The organism is Paenibacillus aquistagni (assembly GCF_900177815.1).
In the GTDB taxonomy this organism is placed as follows: Bacteria; Bacillota; Bacilli; order Paenibacillales; family Paenibacillaceae; genus Paenibacillus_B; species Paenibacillus_B aquistagni.
On the sequence record NZ_FXAZ01000008.1, the window covers coordinates 1 to 21,455 of the forward strand.

The 21,455-nt window shown below is 48.7% G+C and carries 15 protein-coding genes; 3 read left to right on the top strand and 12 right to left on the bottom strand.

The window, feature by feature from the left end:
- Positions 1-110 precede the first annotated feature (110 nt).
- Both B9Y93_RS21235 and B9Y93_RS21240 read right to left on the bottom strand, forming a co-directional pair.
- Positions 111-1,109: a sensor histidine kinase gene (locus tag B9Y93_RS21235; protein WP_085498035.1), complete on the bottom strand. Its 999-nt coding sequence runs from the start codon at positions 1,107-1,109 to the stop codon at positions 111-113.
- A 2-nt stretch (positions 1,110-1,111) separates the two neighbouring features.
- Complete coding sequence (locus B9Y93_RS21240; protein ID WP_085498037.1) at positions 1,112-1,807, bottom strand: response regulator transcription factor; 696 nt, start codon at positions 1,805-1,807, stop codon at positions 1,112-1,114.
- A gap of 203 nt (positions 1,808-2,010) precedes the next feature.
- On the opposite strand from B9Y93_RS21240, the gene B9Y93_RS21245 reads away from it, so the two are divergent.
- The gene (locus B9Y93_RS21245; protein WP_085498039.1) at positions 2,011-2,751 is read left to right on the top strand and encodes a YwaF family protein; all 741 of its coding nucleotides are present in this window, start codon (positions 2,011-2,013) and stop codon (positions 2,749-2,751) included.
- A 52-nt stretch (positions 2,752-2,803) separates the two neighbouring features.
- Here the strand turns inward: B9Y93_RS21245 and B9Y93_RS21250 are convergent, their stop codons facing one another.
- Positions 2,804-3,727: an AEC family transporter gene (locus tag B9Y93_RS21250; protein WP_085498041.1), complete on the bottom strand. Its 924-nt coding sequence runs from the start codon at positions 3,725-3,727 to the stop codon at positions 2,804-2,806.
- Between the two features lie 210 nt (positions 3,728-3,937).
- On the opposite strand from B9Y93_RS21250, the gene B9Y93_RS21255 reads away from it, so the two are divergent.
- On the top strand, positions 3,938-5,152 hold the full coding sequence (locus tag B9Y93_RS21255) for an MFS transporter (protein ID WP_085498043.1): 1,215 nt from the start codon (positions 3,938-3,940) through the stop codon (positions 5,150-5,152).
- A 180-nt stretch (positions 5,153-5,332) separates the two neighbouring features.
- Here B9Y93_RS21255 and B9Y93_RS21260 read toward each other — a convergent pair whose 3' ends face one another.
- The 6 genes from B9Y93_RS21260 to B9Y93_RS21285 form a co-directional block, all read right to left on the bottom strand.
- Positions 5,333-7,012: an ABC transporter substrate-binding protein gene (locus B9Y93_RS21260; protein ID WP_085498045.1), complete on the bottom strand. Its 1,680-nt coding sequence runs from the start codon at positions 7,010-7,012 to the stop codon at positions 5,333-5,335.
- A gap of 76 nt (positions 7,013-7,088) precedes the next feature.
- Complete coding sequence (locus tag B9Y93_RS21265) at positions 7,089-7,976, bottom strand: carbohydrate ABC transporter permease (RefSeq protein ID WP_085498047.1); 888 nt, start codon at positions 7,974-7,976, stop codon at positions 7,089-7,091.
- A 51-nt stretch (positions 7,977-8,027) separates the two neighbouring features.
- The gene (locus B9Y93_RS21270) at positions 8,028-8,927 is read right to left on the bottom strand and encodes an ABC transporter permease (protein WP_240968228.1); all 900 of its coding nucleotides are present in this window, start codon (positions 8,925-8,927) and stop codon (positions 8,028-8,030) included.
- Between the two features lie 106 nt (positions 8,928-9,033).
- Entirely contained in the window at positions 9,034-11,424 is a 2,391-nt protein-coding gene (locus B9Y93_RS21275) for a helix-turn-helix domain-containing protein (protein WP_176228999.1), read from the bottom strand.
- A 318-nt stretch (positions 11,425-11,742) separates the two neighbouring features.
- The gene (locus B9Y93_RS21280) at positions 11,743-12,711 is read right to left on the bottom strand and encodes an MraY family glycosyltransferase (RefSeq protein WP_085498052.1); all 969 of its coding nucleotides are present in this window, start codon (positions 12,709-12,711) and stop codon (positions 11,743-11,745) included.
- A gap of 63 nt (positions 12,712-12,774) precedes the next feature.
- Entirely contained in the window at positions 12,775-15,465 is a 2,691-nt protein-coding gene (locus B9Y93_RS21285) for a putative bifunctional diguanylate cyclase/phosphodiesterase (RefSeq protein ID WP_176229000.1), read from the bottom strand.
- Positions 15,466-15,839: 374 nt separating this feature from the next.
- Between B9Y93_RS21285 and B9Y93_RS21290 the strand changes: the two genes are divergently transcribed.
- Positions 15,840-17,900 carry a DUF2325 domain-containing protein gene (locus tag B9Y93_RS21290; RefSeq protein WP_085498056.1) on the top strand — a complete coding sequence of 687 codons (2,061 nt, stop codon included), beginning with the start codon at positions 15,840-15,842 and terminating at the stop codon, positions 17,898-17,900.
- Positions 17,901-18,278: 378 nt separating this feature from the next.
- Here B9Y93_RS21290 and B9Y93_RS21300 read toward each other — a convergent pair whose 3' ends face one another.
- From B9Y93_RS21300 to B9Y93_RS21310, 3 genes are read right to left on the bottom strand one after another with little or no spacing between them, the layout of a single operon-like run.
- Complete coding sequence (locus B9Y93_RS21300; protein ID WP_085498060.1) at positions 18,279-19,049, bottom strand: LutC/YkgG family protein; 771 nt, start codon at positions 19,047-19,049, stop codon at positions 18,279-18,281.
- Entirely contained in the window at positions 19,039-20,652 is a 1,614-nt protein-coding gene (locus B9Y93_RS21305; RefSeq protein ID WP_085498062.1) for a LutB/LldF family L-lactate oxidation iron-sulfur protein, read from the bottom strand. The genes B9Y93_RS21300 and B9Y93_RS21305 overlap by 11 nt, the downstream gene beginning before the upstream one ends.
- Positions 20,642-21,382, bottom strand: coding sequence for a (Fe-S)-binding protein (locus B9Y93_RS21310; protein WP_085498064.1), 741 nt, complete (start codon positions 21,380-21,382; stop codon positions 20,642-20,644). The genes B9Y93_RS21305 and B9Y93_RS21310 overlap by 11 nt, the downstream gene beginning before the upstream one ends.
- Positions 21,383-21,455: the final 73 nt, after the last annotated feature.

Genomic DNA, 21,455 nt, shown 5'->3' on the forward strand with positions numbered 1-21,455 from the left:
ATACACCCATATTTTACCATTTATTGGTCGTGTAAACGGCTTATTTGGCCTGCTCATTTCCTCTACTACGCGCGTTGACTAAGGATTTCAGACTTTCTTCCTCCTAGCTACTAATCGAGCATGGTCTGATGCATCGTATTATGAAAAGTGATGTACACAATCGTCCCTTCTCCAACCACAGACTCAATGGCCACCTCATGCTGCATCTTCTCTGCGATGGTTCGGACCAGATAAAGTCCCATGCCCGTCGACTCCTTGTATACCCTTCCGTTCTCACCTGTGAAGAAGGGTTGAAACACACGCGTGAGGTCGGTCTTCGGTATCCCTGCCCCCTGATCCCGTACTGTAAGGACGATATCGCTCCCCTTCTCATAGGCATTCACTTTAATCTGCGTTCTCGTACCTGCCGAATACTTGATGGCGTTAGACAAGATCTGCTGCAGCATAAATCTCAGCCACTTGGCATCACTTTCAACCTTATACCGCTCATCAATCTCAATAGCAGGGTACACATAGTTGCGTATAAAGGAGCGTTTATTCTCTTGGATGACCTCATGGACAAGCTTTCGAAGCTCTATTTGCTCCACATGAAAGTCCTGCGCAAAGGTCTCAAGCCTCGCCATATAGAGCACCATATCGAGCCCCTGACGCAAGCGATCTGCTTCTTCCGAGATGCTCTCATTCTCTGGGTCATCCGTATTCTGCACGATCAGTTCGATAACAGACAGCGGCGTTTTCATCTGATGCACCCAATGATTCATAAAGGTTAGATGTTCCTGCTGCTTGCGCTCCCATACCCGCAGCTTCCCTTGATAGTGCTGAAACTGCACAACAAGCAGACGCTGAAGGGCTGCTGGCACAGCCGCAATCGTCTTCGGCCTTGCTTCAGGCGGGTCAACGGAAGGATTCGACAGACTCTCATAATAGGAGCGAAGCGTAAAGTATCGGTACAGGATAAAGCATAGCAGAAGAAACGCCCCTAGGAAAAACGCATAAAAGGCCGTCCATCCGTGATCGTATCCATCAAACCAAAAAACCATCAGCACCACGAGCAGCTGGATGATATTAAAAACGATAAGCGAAAGATGATCCTTTATAAAAAGCCGCATCTCTACCCTTCTTCCCGCCACGTGATATTCAAGCGGTAGCCTACCCCGCGAACCGTCTCCACTGCATCATCAATCCCAATATCCGTCAGCTTCTTGCGGAGTCGCGTTATATTTACGCTCAGTGTATTATCATCTACATAGTGATCATCATCCCACAGCTTGCTGAGAATAGCTTCACGGCTTACAATCCGAGGACTCTTGATCAGCAGCGCTTCCATGAGGAGTGCTTCTTTGCGTGTAAGCACGATCAGCTTGTTCTTCAGCTTCAGTTCCATGCGCTCTGGATAAAGAGCCAAGCCGAACTGCTCAATCGTTCGTTCCTTCATCGCATAATCCCCGTACACTCTTCGAATCTGGCTTCTAATCTTCGCCATGACCACCTCGAAGGGGAACGGCTTCGTAATATAATCATCCGCCCCATTCTCAAGTGCCATAACCTGATCCATCTCCCCATTTCTTGCCGAAATAAATATAATGGGACAGGTCGATACCGTGCGGATCTGCCTGCACCAATAATAGCCATCATAGCTCGGCAAATTCACATCCATAAGCACAACTTGCGGCTGTATCTCCTGGAATTGATCCAGAACATGGCTAAAATCTTCTATAATAACTCCTTCGTCCCCGTATTTCTCAATATGGGATTGAAGCAGCTGTGCAATCTTGGGATCGTCTTCGACAATCATAATCGTATTCATCATCATTCCTCCTCTTACCACTATCCCCTAGCTGCAAATGCATCTATCCCTAAGTTATAGACGACCGTCCTCGTCCCTACCCCTTCCGCAAGCTTATCATCCTTTCTATATTAACAATGAAGCTTGCCCATTGAGCATACCACCTGCTACATTTAGGAAAAGTAGGACACCATCCCTATTTATTCGACAAAGGAGGAGCAAAGATGTCATGGCTTGATGCCAACTCGCCAACTGGCTTTGTTCATTATGGAGCATCCCATCTGGTTGCGCTCGCCCTTGCGGCAGTGCTCATCATCGGCTTATATCTAAGCCGCCATGCGTTCACCCATGGAAGAGCGCAATCGATTCTTCGATACAGCATCTTAAGCATCCTGGTGCTATGCGAGGCTACCCTAAATATCTGGTATGTATCAGAAGGCGTATACGACGTGAAGGACACGCTGCCGCTGGAGCTGTGTACGCTGTCGCTCTACCTAAGTGTCCTGATGCTGCTGCTTCGCAGCCATTGGCTTGCGCACCTCGTATACTTTACGGGAATCGCCGGAGCGCTGATGGCTTTATTGACCCCAGCGCTCTTCTATGACTTTCCCCACTACCGCTTCATCGAGTTCTTTGCTGCGCATATCGCCATTATCCTTGCTGCGCTGTATATGGTTTGGGTGGAAGAATATCGGCCAACATTGAAATCTATCGGCATTTCGATGTTGTATCTCAATGTCCTGCTTGTTGTCATAGGGTCAGTCAATGCCATACTGGGCAGCAATTACATGTTCATATCCGGCAAGCCCGACACGACTTCCCTGCTTGATGTATTGGGACCGTACCCTTGGTATCTGCTGTCTTTAGAAGGCATCGCGTTGATCCTGTTTCTTCTCTTGCAGCTTCCGTTTGTGCTTGCAGGCCGATCCAAAAGAAACAAGCAGACGCTTCACCTGCCACAATAGACAACCATTTAATAAGCTTCACTTCCGTGCGGCATGAGAAGAGGCATTGCTTCTACTGTACAAAATAGATCACAGCCGAGACCGTCAGCATGCTGAGCATCGTAGACACGAGCACCGTCTGGGAAGAGAATTCCTTCTCATTATCGAATTCTACCGCCAGCAGCACGCTGCTCAGCGAAGTCGGGACGGCAGAGGACACAATCAATGCTGCCGCCATCATCTTGTCCAAGCCCAGCATATAGACAACAGCAAAGGCAAGGACCGGGCCTGCTACCAAGCGAAGGACACCCGATAAGCTGACATCGAACACCTGTTGTCGATTCATCTTCCACGACATGCTGCCAAGCTGCACGCCCAGAGTGAACAGAGCCATGCCAAAGAACGCATCGGCTATATAGCCGATTGGAATCTCCAAAAACAAAGGAATTGGAATGGCAAAGCCGCGCATGATGAAGGCGAGCGGAATCACATAGATGGTAGGCATGCTCAGAATGGTCATCAGCACCTGACGGAGATTGGCCTTATGCGCATTTACACTATAAATTCCATATGTATTCGGGATTAGGGACTGCATCATCATGATCAGAACCTGAATGGAGAGAGTATAGGTGTTGCCTGCAAAGGCGAGTTGATTAATCGGGATCCCATAGTTGGCGCTGTTGTAGAACAAGACGCTATTTCGCATGGCCGCTCTCATGCCGCCTTGATAGCCTCGTAGTCGTACGACAATCTCAAGCACACCGTACTGAAGCAGCATAAAGAGAGTGAAGAACAGCAGCACCTGACCGATAACCTGAAGCGATAGATCGGTAGTATACAGCAGCTCGAACATAATGCACGGAGAAAAAAGATAGAAATTAAGCTTCGACAGCGTCCTGATGTCGAGAGCGAAAATCCGCTGCAGCACGATCCCAATCGAGATCACAATCGAAATAGGAATGACGTTGTTAAATAGAATATGAAGAAAGATAGACATGTGTTCACCTAGTCATCATTATTTTCTACTATATATATCACATTTGACAGAGTCAGGATACCGTTTCATTGACAATGAAGGACATTTCTTCCTGCCAGGCGTCCAATTATTGTTTGCTATTCTTCCGTAGCTTTTCTTACTTTTTTAAAGTAGAATAGAGAAACTGAACCATAGGAAAGACATCATTCTTAAGAACAGGTAGGTAGATTCATGCAAGCAAGATTCAACAACAATATGCCGCTATACATTTTAATGCTAAACATGTTTATTGCACTAATGGGGATCGGCATTATTATTCCAATCCTGCCCGAATATTTGAAGTACTTTGACGTTGGGGGGTCAACAGCAGGTTATCTTGTTGCCACCTTCGGCGTTGCGCAATTCCTGCTCTCTCCTATAGGCGGAAGATGGTCTGACCGCTATGGACGCAAGATCATGATCGTCGTTGGCCTTATCCTCACGGGAATGTCCCATCTCTTCTCCGCACTAACGGAGACCGTATGGCTCTTATATGTTGCTCGTCTATTCGGCGGTGTCGGAACAGGACTGATGATCCCATCCATCATGGCTTATGTCGCAGACATCACAACAGTAGAGACACGCGCCAAAGGCATGGGCTTATTAAGTGCCGCCATGAACCTTGGGATTGCGATTGGACCTGGCATTGGCGGCATGCTTGCCTCCTATGGCATCCGAGCACCGTTCTTTGTCGCATTTGGACTTGGAATGATTGGGATGCTGCTCTCCTTATTCATCCTGCCTGAGACCTTAACAGCAGAGAAGAAAGCAGAGATGGGCGCTGTGCAGGCGCCCAAGGTATCCATGCTGATGCAGCTCCGCCAATCCGTGTCAGCTCCGTACTTCGTGCTGCTGATTCTTATCTTCATCATGTCCTTCGGGCTGATGAACTACGAGACGGTATTCCCGCTGTTTGCCGCTGATCGCTACGGATTTACAGCCAAGGAAATCTCCGTACTCATTACGGCAGGCGCATTGATCGGCGTCTTCACACAAGCGTGGCTGATTGAGCGATTGGTCGGACGCTTCGGAGAACAGAAGGTCATTCGCTATACGATGATTGGCGCAGCGTTATCGATGATCATGCTGCTATTGTCCGGGCAATTCTGGTACGTCCTTGCCATGAGCATCTGCTTCTTCACCTTCGTGTCGCTGATGCGGCCAGCGATGAATACGCTCTTGTCCAAGATGGCAAGCGCGAACGAGCAAGGCTTCGTAGCTGGACTGAATAATACGTACAACAGCCTCGGCAGCATCTTTGGCCCGATCTTTGCCGGAGTGCTCTTCGATGTTCATTTGAATCTTCCATATACATTTGGCGCAGCCGTGCTCATGGTCGGTATGGTCATCTCGATTGTCTGGGCCAAGCGTCAGGCTGATGTTCAGCCAGGCACACCTATGAACTAGACGCATAGTACGCACACATAGGTGGTCATCTAGAGCGGAAGAAGCTCAGCATTCGCCCCTATCATTCGATTAAGGGCATACAGAACGGAGCACAGCATAGAAGGATCGATCAACCGCAGGCGCTAACGATCAAATAGAACAGACCAAGCAGGAGTTCATCCCGCTTGGTCTGTTGGCGTATTATTGGCGCTGATCGAACGCCTCCTGATGTATCTGCAGCAGTCGAGCAAGATTCATTCCCTCTAGCGTCTGCAAGTAGTTGTCCCAATCCGAATCCACGTCGGATTCCCCAGTCACGAAGCTAGCCGTCATTTGATCCACATAGTCATTGATCGTCTTCATGAGATCGGCAAGCTCTGATGCCTGCTCCTCCGTGAAGAACAAAGACGGCAGGAACGTAACATCCGTCGGCTTATGCGGCTCATAATTCTGCTTGGTGGCTTGATAGAGCAGCACTTCCAGATTCGGCTCGTTCTCATTCGTTACGGCTTGGCTTAGACGAAGCTCATTGGAGCGGTAGGTCGGACCTGTCTGCTCCCAGTGCACATTTTGAATTTGGCCATACTCAACCAGCTTCGCCCACTTCGCTGGCTCGCCGTTTATGCCAATCTCACCATCTGTGGCTTGACGCCATTCCTGATCTGGCCGTCCAATCGTGGTGCGCAGAGACGTCTCCTCATCATAGAAGCCATCAATCCAGCGGAATGCAAGCTCCGGATGCTTCGCGTTCTTCGTAATGACGACCTTGCCGATCGAGAAGCCGTAAGGGTCGTATGCCGCATATTGCGTGCCATCTGGCCCTTGCAGAGCGGGAACAGAGACATAATCAAGCCAGCGGCCGCTCTCTCCCCCAATCTGGGTGAATACTCCGGTATGACCGCCGACGGCTGCTCCGAGAATCGGGGTATCGGAACCTTCACCAAGCTTCAGCAATTGATCGCTGTCCTGTGTAAATATCTGCGGGTCAATCAGCCCTTCACTATACAGCTTCTGCATATATCGGAGTCCTTCTTTCCAGCCAGGCTGGTTGTAGGCAACCTCTACCTTGCCATCTCTCGTATACATATGATTGCGCGAGGTGCTGAATACAGGATTATACGTAAACGCATTCATCAGAAAGGCATCGATGGAAGACAGCCAGCCGCTGCCTTGAGGCGCGCCAGACAATGGGATTTCATCAGCCTTGCCGTTGCCATTCGGGTCCTTCTCTTTAAAGGCCTTCAGCACTTGATACAGCTCTTCTGTCGTCGTCGGCATCTTGAGACCAAGCGCATCAAGCCAATCCTGATTGATCCACAGCTTCTGCGCCATCGAGCAGTGATAGCATTCATTCACTTCTGGCAGCGCATAGATATTGCCGTCTGGTGCGCTGATGCTGGCTTTCAAATAATCGCGCTCTTCCAGCACTTTCTTAAAATTAACGCTGTACTCATCTATATAATCATTGAGCGGCAAGAACACGCCTTGCTTGCCATAGATCATCTGCTGCGCAGCCGATACGCCCATGCCCATGATGATATCAGGATAATCGCCTGAGGCGAGCATCAGGTTCAGCTTCTCCGAAGCGCTTTGCTGCGGCACGATGATCCACTCTATATGAACATTGGTTTTCTCTTCATACCACTTGGTAAATTCATTCGTCTCAAAATTCTCTACCAAAGAGTTGGACGGAATCATCACCTTCAGTGTTGCTTTTTCTGTGACTAATGGAAACGTTCCTTTCTCAGACAAGGCCAACGCATCTGAAGTGGATGAATTCCCCTTTTCCTTGCCTTCTGTGCCGCTTGAGCAAGCCGATACCACAAGCATCATTGCCAATAACAGCATAAGTACACGTGAACGAATCCCCTGACTTTTCATCCTTTCATTCCCCCTTCGTCGCTTTCACAATCCAACCCGCATATTGATGCTTAAACAACAAGCTCCTTGCACAGGTTCATCCTTTAATGGAACCGATCATGATGCCTTTCACAAAAAATTTCTGAACGAATGGATAGACCGCAAGCAGTGGTACCGAAGAAATCACAATTAACGAGTACTTCAACAGCTCCCTCAGGCCTTGCCTTGCAGCAGCTGTGCTTACATCTCCAAGCGTCTCTTGCGACACCTGATTCTGAATCAAAATATCGCGCAGCACGAGTTGAAGCGGGAAGCGCACTTCACTTTTTAGGAAAATAAGAGCATTAAAGTATTGATTCCATTGGTCAACCCCGTAGAACAAGGTCATGACTGCGATGATGGGACCTGACAACGGCAGGACAATGCGAAGCAGATACGTAAAGTCATTGCAGCCGTCTATCTGCGCCGACTCCAACAATTCCTCAGGGATGCTTGTGCGGAAGTAGGTCACCATAATCATCACATTCCACACCGACAGCGCAGATGGAATAACCATCGCCCAGAGCGTATCAAGCATGCCAAGCCCACGAACGAGAAGATACATCGGAATCAACCCGCCATTGAACATCATCGTGAATACAAATAATAAGGTAAAGCCCTTGCGCCCCTTGAAATCCTTGCGAGACAACGGATAAGCAGCCAGAACCGTAATCACGAGACTGATCACTGTACCAAGCAGCGTATACGTAATGGTGTTCATGAAGCTGGTCCAGATTAAGCGGTGGCGAAACACCGCTGCATAGCCTTCAAAGGAAATATCAACTGGCCACAGCCACACTCTCCCTCCAATCACTGCTGCAGGCGAGCTAAATGAAGCGCTTACAACATAGATTAAAGGGTATAATACGGTAATTAAAAACAAGCCCAATATCAGCAAATTGAACATATCAAATACCCGATCGCCCCTTGATGACAACTGGTCCATATTTCCCCTCCTCTCTACTTTCATGCTCTTTGTTCAGCTTGATGCTGTCGATTACCATAGGCTTTCTTGTCCGATCTTGCTTGCCGTACGGTTAACCGTCCAAAGCAGCATAAGCGAGATGATGGATTTGAACAGACCGATTGCAGTCGCATAAGAGAAGCTCATCGCTTGCGACAATAAGCCAATCTTGTATACGTACGTATCAATCACTTCAGAGGTCGATAGATTGAGTGGATTCTGCATGAGATAGATCTTCTCAAAGCCTGTGTCCAGAAGCTGGCCTGTATTCAATATGAGCAGGATTGTCGCAATAGGCAGCACGGCCGGCAGATCAATATGCCAGATACGCTTCAGCCTTCCTGCTCCGTCGATAACAGCCGCTTCATGCAAGGACGGATCGACCGTCGATAATGCGGCAATGTAAATAATGCAGGAGAAGCCGACATGCTGCCAAATGCCTGACCATACATAAATAGAGGTGAAATAGCGCTGTTCCCCCATAAAGTGGATCGGATCGATCCCGACGAGACCAAGAAACTGATTAATCATGCCTGCTCTAGGGTCCATAAACTGCAGCAGCAAGCCTACAATGACGACGGTAGATATAAAGTGCGGGGCATAGCTGACCATCTGCACGGTGTTCTTGAACCAGCGCTGACGCACCGCATTCAGGCTGAGTGCCAGCAATAGCGGGAGCGGTGTACTGACCACTAAAGAGTAGACACTGATGATCAAGGTGTTATTCATAATGGTCCAAAAATCATGAAAGTTGAAGAAGCGGATAAAATGCTTCAGCCCTACCCAGTCGCTGCCCCATATCCCTTTCACGACCGAGTAATCCTTGAAAGCAATCTGCGCACCCACCATCGGGCCATATTTGAACAGCAATATATACAATAGAGGGAGCGCAAATATCACATACAATCTCCATGATCGTCTCATATAGCTCATCCTCATCACCTCCTGTCCGCTTCGAATATGCTTCACAGCATAAAGCAGACGCTAGGCGATGAAAAGAAGCGATGCTTCAGAACTATGCACGGCTATAGAAAAGGGACTATTCCCTTTTTAAGCCGTTATTCCATTTTCGATAATCAGAAGCGCTCATCCCGTGCGCACGCTTGAATGCGCGGCTGAAGGAGTTCAAGGAATTATAGCCCACACGTTCAGCGATCATGGTCAGCGCCAAGTCCTCTGCCATCAGTCGCTTCGCTTCGGCAAAACGCATCTGCTCAATATATTCGGAAAAGTTCACACCCTGCTGTTCTTTGAAAAAAGCAGATACATACGCTTCTGAGACCTGCAGATGATCTGCTACCATCACAAGTGACAAGGATGGATTGCCGATGTGCTTGTCAATATAGCTGCGCATCTCCTGCATCAGCCCATCATTGCGGCTGCGCTTCTTCTGATGCACGCTCTCGCACAAATGGACAACCTCCTTCTCCATGCGATGGAACAAGCCTGTCAGCGACTCCGATTGCTTCATCAGCCGCTTCTGCATCCGCTGAGGTTCCTCAAGCAGGGCAAGATCCAAGGCCAAGGCTTGCTTCATTATGGTCGCATACATATCCGTCAGCAGCCAGCGCTTCATCGAGCTTGTGAGGACGGTTTCCCCCCAGTTTTCTCTCCAAATCTCTCTCATCAGGCAGCATGCCTCCTCACGATTGCCGCCGCGAATCGCATGAATGAGCTGCTGCTCCGTCGTTTCCCGGTACACATACATGCCTTGCTGCTCTAGCTCTTCATTGGTCCACCACATATACGCAGCCGGTCTTCCCTTCATCCAATTCGCTTCCGCATCGGCATTGTTTACTAAATACTGTGCTTGATGATAGGAGCTTGCTACGGCAATCGGATCAACGACAATTCCGCCTACGCCCATCGTAATAAAGAGCGGATAGGACTTGAGCCGATAATCAAGCTGATGCAGAAAATGATGGATGTCCTGTGCAAAGCTGTCCTTAGTCGCATGACGCTCCTCATCCGCATAGAAGATAACCGCCAGTTGGTCCTGCTCGGTATCCACAAGGTCAAAGGCCAGCAGCGCACTCTTCAATAGCTCATCTCTGACAACAATGCGCTTAAGCTCAAGCTCTTCTAGTATAGAGGAATTCCACTCCTCTCCATGCCAGCCAAGATGAAGGGCACCAACCGCATAGAAGCGGGCGTCTCGCTCCAACCCTACATGGCCAAGCGATGCTTGAAGCTGCTGCTCATGCATATAACCGCCCCTAAGCCATTTGCCGAACAGGGCGACGCGGGCATACTCTTGGCGCTCAATCAGCTTCTGGTTCAAGGTGGTTGCAGTATTGAGCAGATCGGTATACGCTTCTCGAAGCGTACTGAAGATGTCTCTAGCCTGAGGCTTCTTCATCTCTCCACGCAATCGTTCCGCAGGAACAACATGGTCGTATAGGCTTTGAATCGGGTGGCTGTTGCGCCGTGACAGCCAGAAAGCGAGCAGCATAATCACAACCAATAGAATGCCTGCCGTCGTAAAGGTCGTTCGCTTAATAGCCATGACACTGCTCAGCACTTCGCTCGTCGGCTGAGCAGTAATAAAGGTCCACTTCGTGTTAGGCGAGACATGCTTCGTAATCAGCACTTCCTGATCATTAACCGTCGTAAGAAGCGGCTCATTAGAAGCATCGAGAAGGATATTTCTTGGGATCTGCTCCTCGTTTCCTCCTCCGAAAAAGGCAATGGTCTTATCCTCCTGGTCAAGAATCTGCACCCAGCCATCCTTCATCACCGGCAGCAGCTTCATTACCTCCTGATAAGGAATCAAGACAACAACCACGCCCTGATAGAAGCCTGGATAGCCTAGCGAGCGCACATAAGTAATCATCTGCTCGGTACGATTCTTGTATGTGACCTCCGAGCTGGCCATATAATGCTGTGAGCGGTAACGGTCGAGCATTCTGCTTCTCCATTCCCCTAAGCTCCAGCCCTCGACCTGATACCGATCCCCATAGAATTCACTCAGCATTTGCACGCGGTGGGCCGAGATGGCAAGATCGCTGTTTTTGAACACAACAAAATAATCGAGTAGAAACTGATTGCTAAGATTGACATCCTTTAAGGCCATTTTCGTTGACATCACCTTCAGCACATTATGTCCTTCAAATGGCTGTTTAACGACTTGAAAGGCCTTGATCTTCGGATGCTCTGCTATTTGTTCTGCGATCAGCTCCACTTCGGATAAACGAACATCCAGCAATTCCTGCGCTTGATGAATCGCCTTGGCGTTGCGCTCCAGCACCACCTTCTCAAAGGCGCTGAGCGTAGCATGATAAGCGATCCAGCCCGCAATTAAGGTCAATCCAAGGAACAGCATATAAGGAAATAAAAATCGCATCCACAATCGGCGAGGATAGAATCTAGACCTTAAAAAATGAAAATAGCGATGAATGTAAGCGCTTCCAGAAATAGTCGGCTGCTTCACTATGGCTCCCCCTTTTGCATGTGCAGAATCTGTCTGTAAGACCCTCATCCACCTATTGCTCTTGCTCCTGACGTCCTAACGATCGGCTTATTGGCAGCATGGAATACTCTTTTTGTTTATCTTTTTATTTTTCGCGATGTCCTCCCGGTATCCCTTTTACATGACTAAAGTTATTCGCCTCATCCCTATCCATTTATCCATGAAGCATGCAAAAAGCCCCTCTATCCGAAGGCAAGAGCCCTTTCCTGCTTCCACAGGAAAAGCTCCCCTTGCGAATAAGAGAGGCCGTTGATTCGCTTATGCCATGTTGTAAAGATGCTATAAGAGCAATAATATAATCGAGGACAAGCATAGGCAGGTGCTGATTAGATAGAGCACCATGACAGTCTGGCGCTGCGTCAAGCCTGCACGAAGCAAGCGATAATGCGCTTGGCTTGCATCTGCAATATAGATCGGCTTATGATCCATCAGCCGTTTCACGACAACATAAATGTTATCGAAGATCGGGACACCCAAAGCCAGAATCGGGATAAACAGTGACAAAACCGTTGCTTGCTTGAAGGCGCCGTCCAAGGCAATCACCGCAAGAATAAAGCCGATGAAAGTCGCCCCCGCATCACCCATAAATACTTGAGCCGGTGCCTTGTTGTATCGCAGATAGGCAAGCGTTACCCCGACGAGCACAATGGCCAGCATCGCTGAATTGGTTTGCCCCATGGAGATCGCAACAATAAACAGCGTAATTCCCGAGATCGCGGACAATCCGCCCGCCAGCCCGTCCATGCCATCCGTAAAGTTAATGACGGTCGTCACACCAAATATCCAGCAGATGGTCAGGATGAATTGCAGCCAGACTGGCAGCATCACATACTCATGCGTAAAAGGATTCACAAAGCCTGTAAACGCAATGCCGCTAGAAAATACGATGACTGCAGCAGCAACCTGAACGATCAACTTCGGAAGTGCAGGCAGTTCCTTGCCTTTCGTCTTAAACCAATCATCCACGGTTCCAATGACCAAGAGCAAGAATCCTCCGCTTAGAATACCTATCGTCTCCATGCTGTATTCTGTCGTAAACAGCAGGTAAGAGACAAGAAAACCAATAAAGATTGCATAACTCGCTGTCAAAGGAATAGGCTGTCGATGAATCTTGCGTTCCGCATCAGGTCGCGGCTTGTCCACAAAATCAATGCGGAAAGCCATCTTCCCAAGCGGCGGAATTAACACATACACAATGACAAAAGACAAGATAAAGGCCAATGCGTAAAAAATTGGAATCACCACCATCTAATATCCAGCGTTTTTCATTATTATACATAAGTAGCGTTTCAGATGTCGAGTAAACAAATTTTAAGGATTTGCTGTCGCCTGTTGACCTTGAGCCTCATATTGGTGAAGCCATATGATAAATTCATTAGCAGGAAGAGGCTTGCTGAATAAATACCCCTGCATTAATACGCACTGCCTAGCCTGCAAATATTCCATTTGCTCCACCGTCTCCACTCCCTCAGCGATGACCTCCAGCCCTAGCTGATGAGTCATGGATATGATCATATCGATTAGCTTAATCTGATCGGACACGGTGGTCGCTTCAACAAAGGTTCGATCAATCTTAATCGTATTCAGCGGATATAGTGTAATGTACGACAGCGAAGCGTAACCAGTGCCAAAGTCATCCATGGACAACTTAAGCCCCTGCTCGTGCAGTTCATTTAAGGTATGCAAAATATGCTCTTGATCGCACATCGCAATGCTTTCTGTAATTTCGAGCTCCAGCCTTGAAGGATGAATCGAATAGCGCTCCAGCGTGGACAGTACTCGATCCTTATAGTCCATATGCTCAAGCTGCTTCAGCGATACGTTCATGCTTGCCGTGCCTACTTCAATTCCTTCTTCATCCCATCTTCTCAATTGCTGGCACACGCTCTCAAGCACCCAGTCACCGAGCGCATGAATCATGCCCGCCTCTTCCGCAATCGGAATGAACGCTGCTGGCGACACAAAGCCAAGCTGTGGATGCTTCCAGCGCAGCAGGGCTTCAACTCCATACAGCTTATGCTCTGCCACATGGACTTTCGGCTGGTAGTAGACAAACAGCTCTTGATTCTCAATGCACAGCCTAAGCCCCTGTTCAATCAACAGATCGCGCTCAAGCACCTGTCGAAGCTCGGGATTAAAGAATTTGAAGCAGGTCAAGCCTTCTTGCTTGGCAGCATACATCGCTTTGTCCGCATTGCCAATTAACTGCGCTAAAGTCCTGCCCTCCTCCGGATACATGCAAATGCCGATGCTGACGCCTGTACGTATACGAAAAGACATGTATTCCATCGGCACCTGTATGGCTTCAGCAATCTCAATCGCAACTGCCTCAGCTGCACAATGATCCATGCTTGGCAAAAAGATAATGAATTCATCGCCGCTCTGACGACAGACCATGCCATTGCCTCCGATAATATGATGCACGCGCTTCGAGAACTCACACAGCACAAAATCGCCCACCTCATGTCCGAACGTATCATTAATGCTTTTGAAGCGATTAATGTCCAAGAAGAAGACAGCAGCATATGGACACACCTCAAGCCGGCTCTCCACCTCTTGATAGAACATGACCCGGTTTGGAAGATGCGTCAGTTGATCGTAGAAGGCCAACTCATGAATACGCTCTTGATTCAGCACGTGAGACGTCTGATCGTTAATAAGCAGATAAACGCCAAGCACTTCATTGCGGAATAAGTAAGGAACAATCTTCATATGAAGATGAAGCGTCTGACCATCCTTATCCAAGGCTTCAAAATCGAACTCCTGCTTTTCCTTCTCAAGAGCTCGCAAGAAGCGCTCCACCCAAACATCATAGTCCTCGTCACGTATAAATGGAAGAGGATTCTGTTCATTCAAACGGTAGTACATCGTGAGAAACTGCGTATAAGCAGGGTTGCAAGACAAGATATGTCCATGGTTGTCCAGAATAATGAGCGGCTCATCCAGCTGTACAAAGAGAGACTGGTAGCGCTGTTCATTAATCAGCAATTCTTCTGCACGCTCTTCCAGCAATCCATCAAAATCATGATTGAGATGAAAAAACCGTACGAGATACTGATTGTCTTGAATCGAGACCAGAATCTGGCGAATGAATACCAAGAGACAGCAAAAAAACAGCGCCCAACCCGTCAAGGGGTCGAATTGCAGCTGCCACCCATAATAAATACAGGCAAACAGCCAGAATAAAGGAAAGAGCTGCTTAATAATCGTTGCCAGCATATACGGCTGCTCATGCTCCTCAGTCGATTCTATCTGAAGCCTAGGTTTTAGAATCATAAACAGCACCGCAACCAAAATAATACTCGCGGAGCGATTGTAGATATCAAATCCATATAGATAAAGCCAGGATAGATATTGAAGCGGCAGCTTAAATTGCATCACATTCAGAATCAAGCAGATGATCATGCTCGATGCTAATAAGATGTTCACGCCTTTGGACAATCGCATTCGATATCGTAATATGATCTGAAAGGACATATAGATCGCATACACATCCAAAAGGATGTAAAAGGTTGAAAACAAGGAGTAATAATGATGTTTTAAGAGCAATAACAGCGTAATCATCGAAAAAGCGAAAATAACAGCAATCTCAGAAATGAGCACCGCAATATCCATTCTATTATTGATCTCCTTGACCAAGATTAATAGAAAGATAACCTTCAACGCCTTAATCATGGAGTAGTACATATTCGGTTCTTTGATCGTTAGGCCAAATATTCCATTATGATAAACGTTAAATTCAACGAAGAGGATGATCACACTCCACAGCAGTGCCAATAGAATGACGGCTTTCGTCTGTCGATTCGTCACCAAATCCTTCTCATGTGGACGCGGATATGTAATAAATAAAATGGTTAGCAGCACAATAGACAAGATAGGGGCAAAATATAGGTTCATCCTCACGGTAAATACCGATTGTCCCAGTAGAATCCCAACAGCCTCAACGATCGAAAACAAGCTCAAATATAGATATAAGTACCATTGGTAGGATCGATTTATCATCCATTCCCCTTTCACAAAGAAATCCCCTTGTTTTCCTTGTTACGATTGCATTTGTTAGTTCAAATTTGGCTTATATGATAAATTCGCCCGCATTCGACTCTGGCACCCATATTCCTCACCTAATATTACAACTTGCGACAAGCTTTTGTTCGGTCCAATATATGGTCAAGCTGTAAGCCGCACAACTGCTTAAATTTCTGGTTAAAAATTTGCTTAAATTTCAGATTGGAAAAAGGAAATGAGGGCCTCTTGTAGAATGTTCATCCTACAGCAAAATTACCAATTAGGAGGGAATAATCATCGATACCAAAGATCTGTCTCAGCTAATAGGATTCACAATGTCAAAAGATATGCCCATATTGGATGATGAGTTAATGCCCTACCTGCAACGCATTCAAGAGGATTGCACCGGTTCATTTCCAATAGAACCCGTTCGTTGTTTTTTACAAGAGCTATCTGACAAGAAGAAGCGCAGTCTCATTCATCAGCTCAAGCTGCCGATCCGCATTTATCCGAAGAGGCCCTTTCCACAAGCTGTTCTCCATAAGCATATTCTTGCGATGTATAACCAGAAGGAGAACCGGCCTAAGCTACTAGCAGCCATTCTCTATGCTATCGCGGATATGTACGAACTTGAAGAGACGCATACACAAGCTTCACTGATCGAGCAACAGGATACATTAATTAAGCAGTATGGCGTGTGGCATTATTATTGGTCGCTTCGCCTGTTCCCTGAGCGTGACGAGACGTTGGAGACCCATATGCAGACCGTGTACCAAAAGGCGCTGTCGCTTGCTTCCGTCAACAGCGAAGAGACCGCTCAACCTGATCTTGAGCGATCCGAGGACACCGACTCAGCGCAAGCCCCTATCCAGCTTGAGAAGGTTGCAACTACGCTAAAGCGCAAGCTGGATCGCGAGATGACGCAAAGGCAGAAGCTAGAACAAGATGCCGCTCAGCTATCCAAGCAGTTAAAGCAGCAGGACAAGCTGACCGAACAGTTGAATGCCACTAAGGAAGAGATGGAAAAGAAACTGCAAGAGGCCCACCAAAGAGAGCTGAGCCTGCGTGATGAGCTTCATCAGCAGCGACTGCGGGCAGGCGAGCTTGAGAGCGAGTCTAAGCGCCTTCGCCATCAAAAGCGAGCCCTGGAAGGCGAACATAAATCACTGCAGGCTGCGATAAGCCAGCTTGAAGAGCAGCTGTCAGAGAAGAGCGGGCTCCTCGCCATGCTCGAACGGGAACAGCGCAGACAAAAGCAGCTTAGCGAGAAAGAAAAATCGAAAGAAGCAGAGCCCAAGCAGCTGACAGAGCTGCTGCTGCGCAGTTTGTATGAAGAGTCCGAGCAGTTGTGCAGCCGATTCTCTAAGGACAAGGGCGCCCCGCTGCGCCTGTCGATACGAACAAGATTTGACCTTATTGATCAGTTAGAGCGCTATCAAGAGCAGCTCCTTGAAGAAACGGAATCCGCACATCCTGAGCCGATTCAGCACACGGTAGAGTCTACCGCTTCAAACAATGACACGGTTGCCGACGAGCCGACTGAACCCGATGCAACGCAAGATGAACAGATGATGGAGCCCGCTGCTATACACACAAGCTCCGATCAGCAATCCCTGAATGGCACCTTCTACCGCAGGGATCATGGCGGATTTATTGAGCTTGAAGACGGAAAAGTATTCAATATTACCGAGTCGATGGTCTACCAGCACCAGCTGCAGCATGAAGCTGAGGTATTATGTACCCCCTATAAGAAGAATGGCGACTCTCTCTTATACGAGATCGAACTTCTGCTTCAAGGGGATGATGACCATTCCCCCATCACGCAGTTTGACGGTTATATCCAAGCAGGCGAACATCAAACATGGTATTGCGTCAGCATGAACGACTCTGATATTCGCTACCCGCTTCATTACAAGGATGTACAGATTCAGCGCCCGCAAGATGGGGATGCCTGCTTGTTCAACGTTGCCGAAGGGAAGCATATTGCCAGAATCTCCAGACTCTATCGAGAAATGCTTCCAAATCCTCTGACAAAGAATAAGCTGCCGGCGGTTAAGTCCTCAACATCCGCCCTTCCTCGTTCCAAGCCACAGAGTGATCCATTTCTCAAGGACTGCCGCATCGTAATTGTCGGTGGTCAGTCAAAATGGTTCGAGCCAGTCGTTAAAGATACAGGTGCAGAGCTCATACATGAGAATGGAGAGAATCCGGGACGTATCCTGTCCACCCTTCGCCGTTCGAATGCCCTGTTCATGCTGCTGACAGCCACTTCGCATCGTGCTACCTGGAGCTGTGTAGAGATTGCAAAGCAGCAAAATATCCCTCACTTCGTTATTCAAGGTTCAAAATCGAATTTGCGCTCGCTTCTATGGGACAATCGACATCTCATAAAAGGGGATTCAGAAGATCCTGTCCGCGCCATTGAAGCGTAAATAGAGACCGCCGATGTAAAGTGTACCCTTCAAGCGTACCCTTGCTTCTCTATTCGAGATATCCGTTAAGTGAATGTTCATGGCATGATATATGATGTGCGAGTGATCATCAGTGATCACACTTGCATATGTGACATAAATTAATAGAGTTTGACATAAGTCCTCGCATGACATGGGAACGTCCCAATACACAAGCGAAGGACCTCAGATCCACTCCAGTGGAAGCTGAGGTCCTTTTTTTGCAAAATCTGCAAGGTTATATGGAGCTCAATCATATTTAGAAACAGGATTTTCTGGAGCACTCGCATATCCGTATAATCGCTTGGATGTCCCCTCGTTCCACGAGTGAACGTAAGAGCGCCTTCACGCATTGAGCATTTATGCTTCCTCAATCAGTAGTGCATGCACAATTCCAGGTCCATGTACGCCAATCGTAAGATCATTCTCGATGTCTGCGGAGCGGCTTGGACCTGACACAAAGTGAATGCCTGCTGGCCGCTCTGCTAACGGCCATTCATCCATGGGCCTTAATACCTCGCCCAATCTCGTCTTTAGCCGCAAGACCGGAATAATCACGATAAGCATCGTGGGAAGCAAGCTAACCGTGCGACCTGATATCTCGGATGAAGGGAGGACAACCGAACCGGTGTATGATACGGCGGCATGTGCAGCCGTAATCCCGATATCCGCCTGAGCAGCCGCTGCGACAAGCCACCCCTTGGCCGCATCATCCAGCCCATGTGCATTCCATATGGTCAGGTTAATGTCCTGCTGCTCCTCCCGTTGAAGCTCTTCCTTCGTTCGAAGCAGCGCAGTCTGAATCGGCTCTAATTCAGGCTGATCCTGCATTATCAGATGCTTGGCTCCCGTATGACGCACCATATCTTGAATAAGAAGAACCGCATCCTTCATAGCAGCTAGACGATGGGCATGCCCTCCCGCGAGCTCCCAATGCTTCACAAACTGCGTGATGCGTGCTTCCAATGAAAGCTCATAGCGATCCCAATCTTCTGGGGCTCCTTTTAACGTTCGTATCGGAGCTGTCTTCTGTCTTGGCCTTTGCAGTCGGCTAGCAATATGGTCAAAAAACTCCTCCTGCTTCACGCGTGATTGGGCATCGAGCTCAGCAAGAAACGTCTTATCGTTCATCTCTTCTCTCCCCCTCTGCTGCCTTAAGACGGGAAGCCGCTTGCAAGTCACTAGACCTAGCCATATCCCCAGCATGCATATGATCTGATTGATTCCTCGCTGCTACGAGCTTCTCCATACGCGCTCTGATCTCCTCATGAACAGTCGGCCTGCCGCTTGCATGAAGCTCTTGCTCAAGCTGCTTCCATTGCTCGCGGAAGGTCTCGCTCGGGAGGCTCGGAAGATGGCGATACGCATTCCAGCCTTTTAATGGCCCTATCTGCGTCGTGATCTTGCCATCGCGAACGAACGGCTTCTGTACCCAGCGGCCAAGCTTAGCAATCATTTTGAGCCGCTTCGCATCACTCATGATAAAGCGGAAGCCCTGCATGCCCATCTTCTCTGCCTGCTCTCCTCTGCCCGCCTCCACCTTCCGATGGCGCAAGTACACAAGCATGTCATGCAGCGGGATCTTCACTGGACATGCCTCATAGCAAGCGCCGCATAGACTAGAGGCGCTAGCGATATCGTCCCATTCGGCCATATTCTTGTTCAGCGCAGGAGTCAGCACCGCGCCAATTGGCCCGCTGTACACGCCGCCATACGCATGCCCACCAATATGGCGATATACAGGGCAAGCATTCAAGCAAGCGCCGCAGCGAATGCAGTTCAGCAGCTCTTGAAAGTGAGTATCCCCAAGCTGCAAGGAGCGGCCATTGTCCAAAATGATTATATGCATCTCCTCAGGACCATCTGCGTCAGCAGCACGCCTTGGGCCGGAGAGGACGGACATATAAACCGTTAGCCGCTGCCCAGTTGCCGAGCGGGGCAGCAGCGTAGCCATGACTTCGAGATCATCCAGAGTCGGAATGATGCGTTCCATGCCCATAAACGTGATTTGCGTCTTTGGAACCGTGCTCACCATGCGCCCGTTGCCTTCATTTTCAAAAAGAACCATGGAGCCTGTCTCCGCGATCGCAAAGTTGCAGCCTGTCATACCGATGTCTGCCTCCAGGAACTTCTCACGCAGCTTCTTTCGCACAAAGCCTGCCAATACTGCCGTGTCAGGAGGCAGATCCTCCCCTGCTTCCTTTGACAATAGCTCTGCAATTTGGTGACGATTCTTATGAATGGCAGGAATGATGATATGTGATGGCGTCTCATGCGCAAGCTGAATAATATATTCACCGAGATCGGTCTCAATCGCTTCGATCCCTTCTTCCTCCAGGGCATGATTAATATGCAGTTCTTCCGAGACCATAGACTTTGACTTCACTGCGCTCTTAGCCTGCTTCTCCTTCGCGATTCGCATCGTCAGCTGAACCGCCTCTTTGGCATCGCTTGCAAAATGAACATGAACACCGTGAGCGCGGGCATTGTTCACGAACTGTTCCAGATAGTAATCGAGATGAGCTATCGTATGAAGGCGAATCTGGCGTCCGCGTTCGCGCCACTCCTCCCAATTGCCGTGCTCTTCTGCCGCAGCAAGCTTGCCGCTCTTCAAACGCTCTGTTGTGAATTTCACAGCCCGTCTTAGAAATTCATTGTTAAGCGCAAGCTCCGCTCTGCCTTTTACCGAATCCGGCGTCTTCTGAACCGTTGAGTGATCAGCCCTAATGCTCATGAGCACGTCTCACCCCTTCCTCCAAGAGCTCTGCCACATGCATGATGCGCACGGGCTCTCCGCGATATTCGAGATGCCCGCCAATGTTCATCAAGCAGCCCATATCAAGGCCAACAAGCACCTCAGCTTCCGTCACAAGCACATGGTCCGCCTTCTCTTCAACCATCGCGCCAGAGATAGCCGACATCTTCACCGCGAAGGTGCCGCCGAATCCGCAGCAATCTTCCTGATGCGGCAGTGCAATGAGCTCCAAGCCGCGCACATGCGAGAGCAGCTCACGAGGTTCCTCTTTAATGCCAAGCAGCCTCGTGCCATGGCAGGATGGATGGTAGGTCACCTTATGAGGGAATTCAGCCCCGACATCCTTAATGCCCAGCACCTGAACGAGAAACTGCGTAAATTCGTATGTTTTTTCCTTCAGACGAATCGCTTGTGCCAGCCGCACACGATCATCCTTGAACAATTCTTCATAGTAATGATGAATCATCCCTGTGCATGATCCTGACGGCGCTACGACGAAATCACTGGCTTCAAAAGCGTCCAGGATCGTACTAGCCGATGCTCGTGCCTCATCCCAATAGCCGCTATTGAAGGCCGGCTGACCGCAGCAGGTCTGAATATCCGGAACGTCAACCTCTATACCATACCTATTGAGCAGCTTCACGATCGCCGCTGCTACACGCGGATAGACCACATCGCTGATGCATGTTATGAATAAAGAGACTTTCATCTGGAGCGTCCCTCCTCTACAAATTGCCTAAAAAAAGCCATCCACAGCAAGGTTTCACATTACTGAAGATGGC

Bases quoted from the DNA above. Each gene is read 5' to 3' on its own strand.
- B9Y93_RS21235 (WP_085498035.1), bottom strand. From the start codon at position 1,109: ATGCGGCTTTTTATAAAGGATCATCTTTCGCTTATCGTTTTTAATATC.
- B9Y93_RS21240 (WP_085498037.1), bottom strand. From the start codon at position 1,807: ATGAATACGATTATGATTGTCGAAGACGATCCCAAGATTGCACAGCTG.
- B9Y93_RS21245 (WP_085498039.1), top strand. From the start codon at position 2,011: ATGTCATGGCTTGATGCCAACTCGCCAACTGGCTTTGTTCATTATGGA.
- B9Y93_RS21250 (WP_085498041.1), bottom strand. From the start codon at position 3,727: ATGTCTATCTTTCTTCATATTCTATTTAACAACGTCATTCCTATTTCG.
- B9Y93_RS21255 (WP_085498043.1), top strand. From the start codon at position 3,938: ATGCAAGCAAGATTCAACAACAATATGCCGCTATACATTTTAATGCTA.
- B9Y93_RS21260 (WP_085498045.1), bottom strand. From the start codon at position 7,012: ATGAAAAGTCAGGGGATTCGTTCACGTGTACTTATGCTGTTATTGGCA.
- B9Y93_RS21265 (WP_085498047.1), bottom strand. From the start codon at position 7,976: ATGGACCAGTTGTCATCAAGGGGCGATCGGGTATTTGATATGTTCAAT.
- B9Y93_RS21270 (WP_240968228.1), bottom strand. From the start codon at position 8,927: ATGAGCTATATGAGACGATCATGGAGATTGTATGTGATATTTGCGCTC.
- B9Y93_RS21280 (WP_085498052.1), bottom strand. From the start codon at position 12,711: ATGGTGGTGATTCCAATTTTTTACGCATTGGCCTTTATCTTGTCTTTT.
- B9Y93_RS21285 (WP_176229000.1), bottom strand. From the start codon at position 15,465: ATGATAAATCGATCCTACCAATGGTACTTATATCTATATTTGAGCTTG.
- B9Y93_RS21290 (WP_085498056.1), top strand. From the start codon at position 15,840: ATGCCCTACCTGCAACGCATTCAAGAGGATTGCACCGGTTCATTTCCA.
- B9Y93_RS21300 (WP_085498060.1), bottom strand. From the start codon at position 19,049: ATGAACGATAAGACGTTTCTTGCTGAGCTCGATGCCCAATCACGCGTG.
- B9Y93_RS21305 (WP_085498062.1), bottom strand. From the start codon at position 20,652: ATGAGCATTAGGGCTGATCACTCAACGGTTCAGAAGACGCCGGATTCG.
- B9Y93_RS21310 (WP_085498064.1), bottom strand. From the start codon at position 21,382: ATGAAAGTCTCTTTATTCATAACATGCATCAGCGATGTGGTCTATCCG.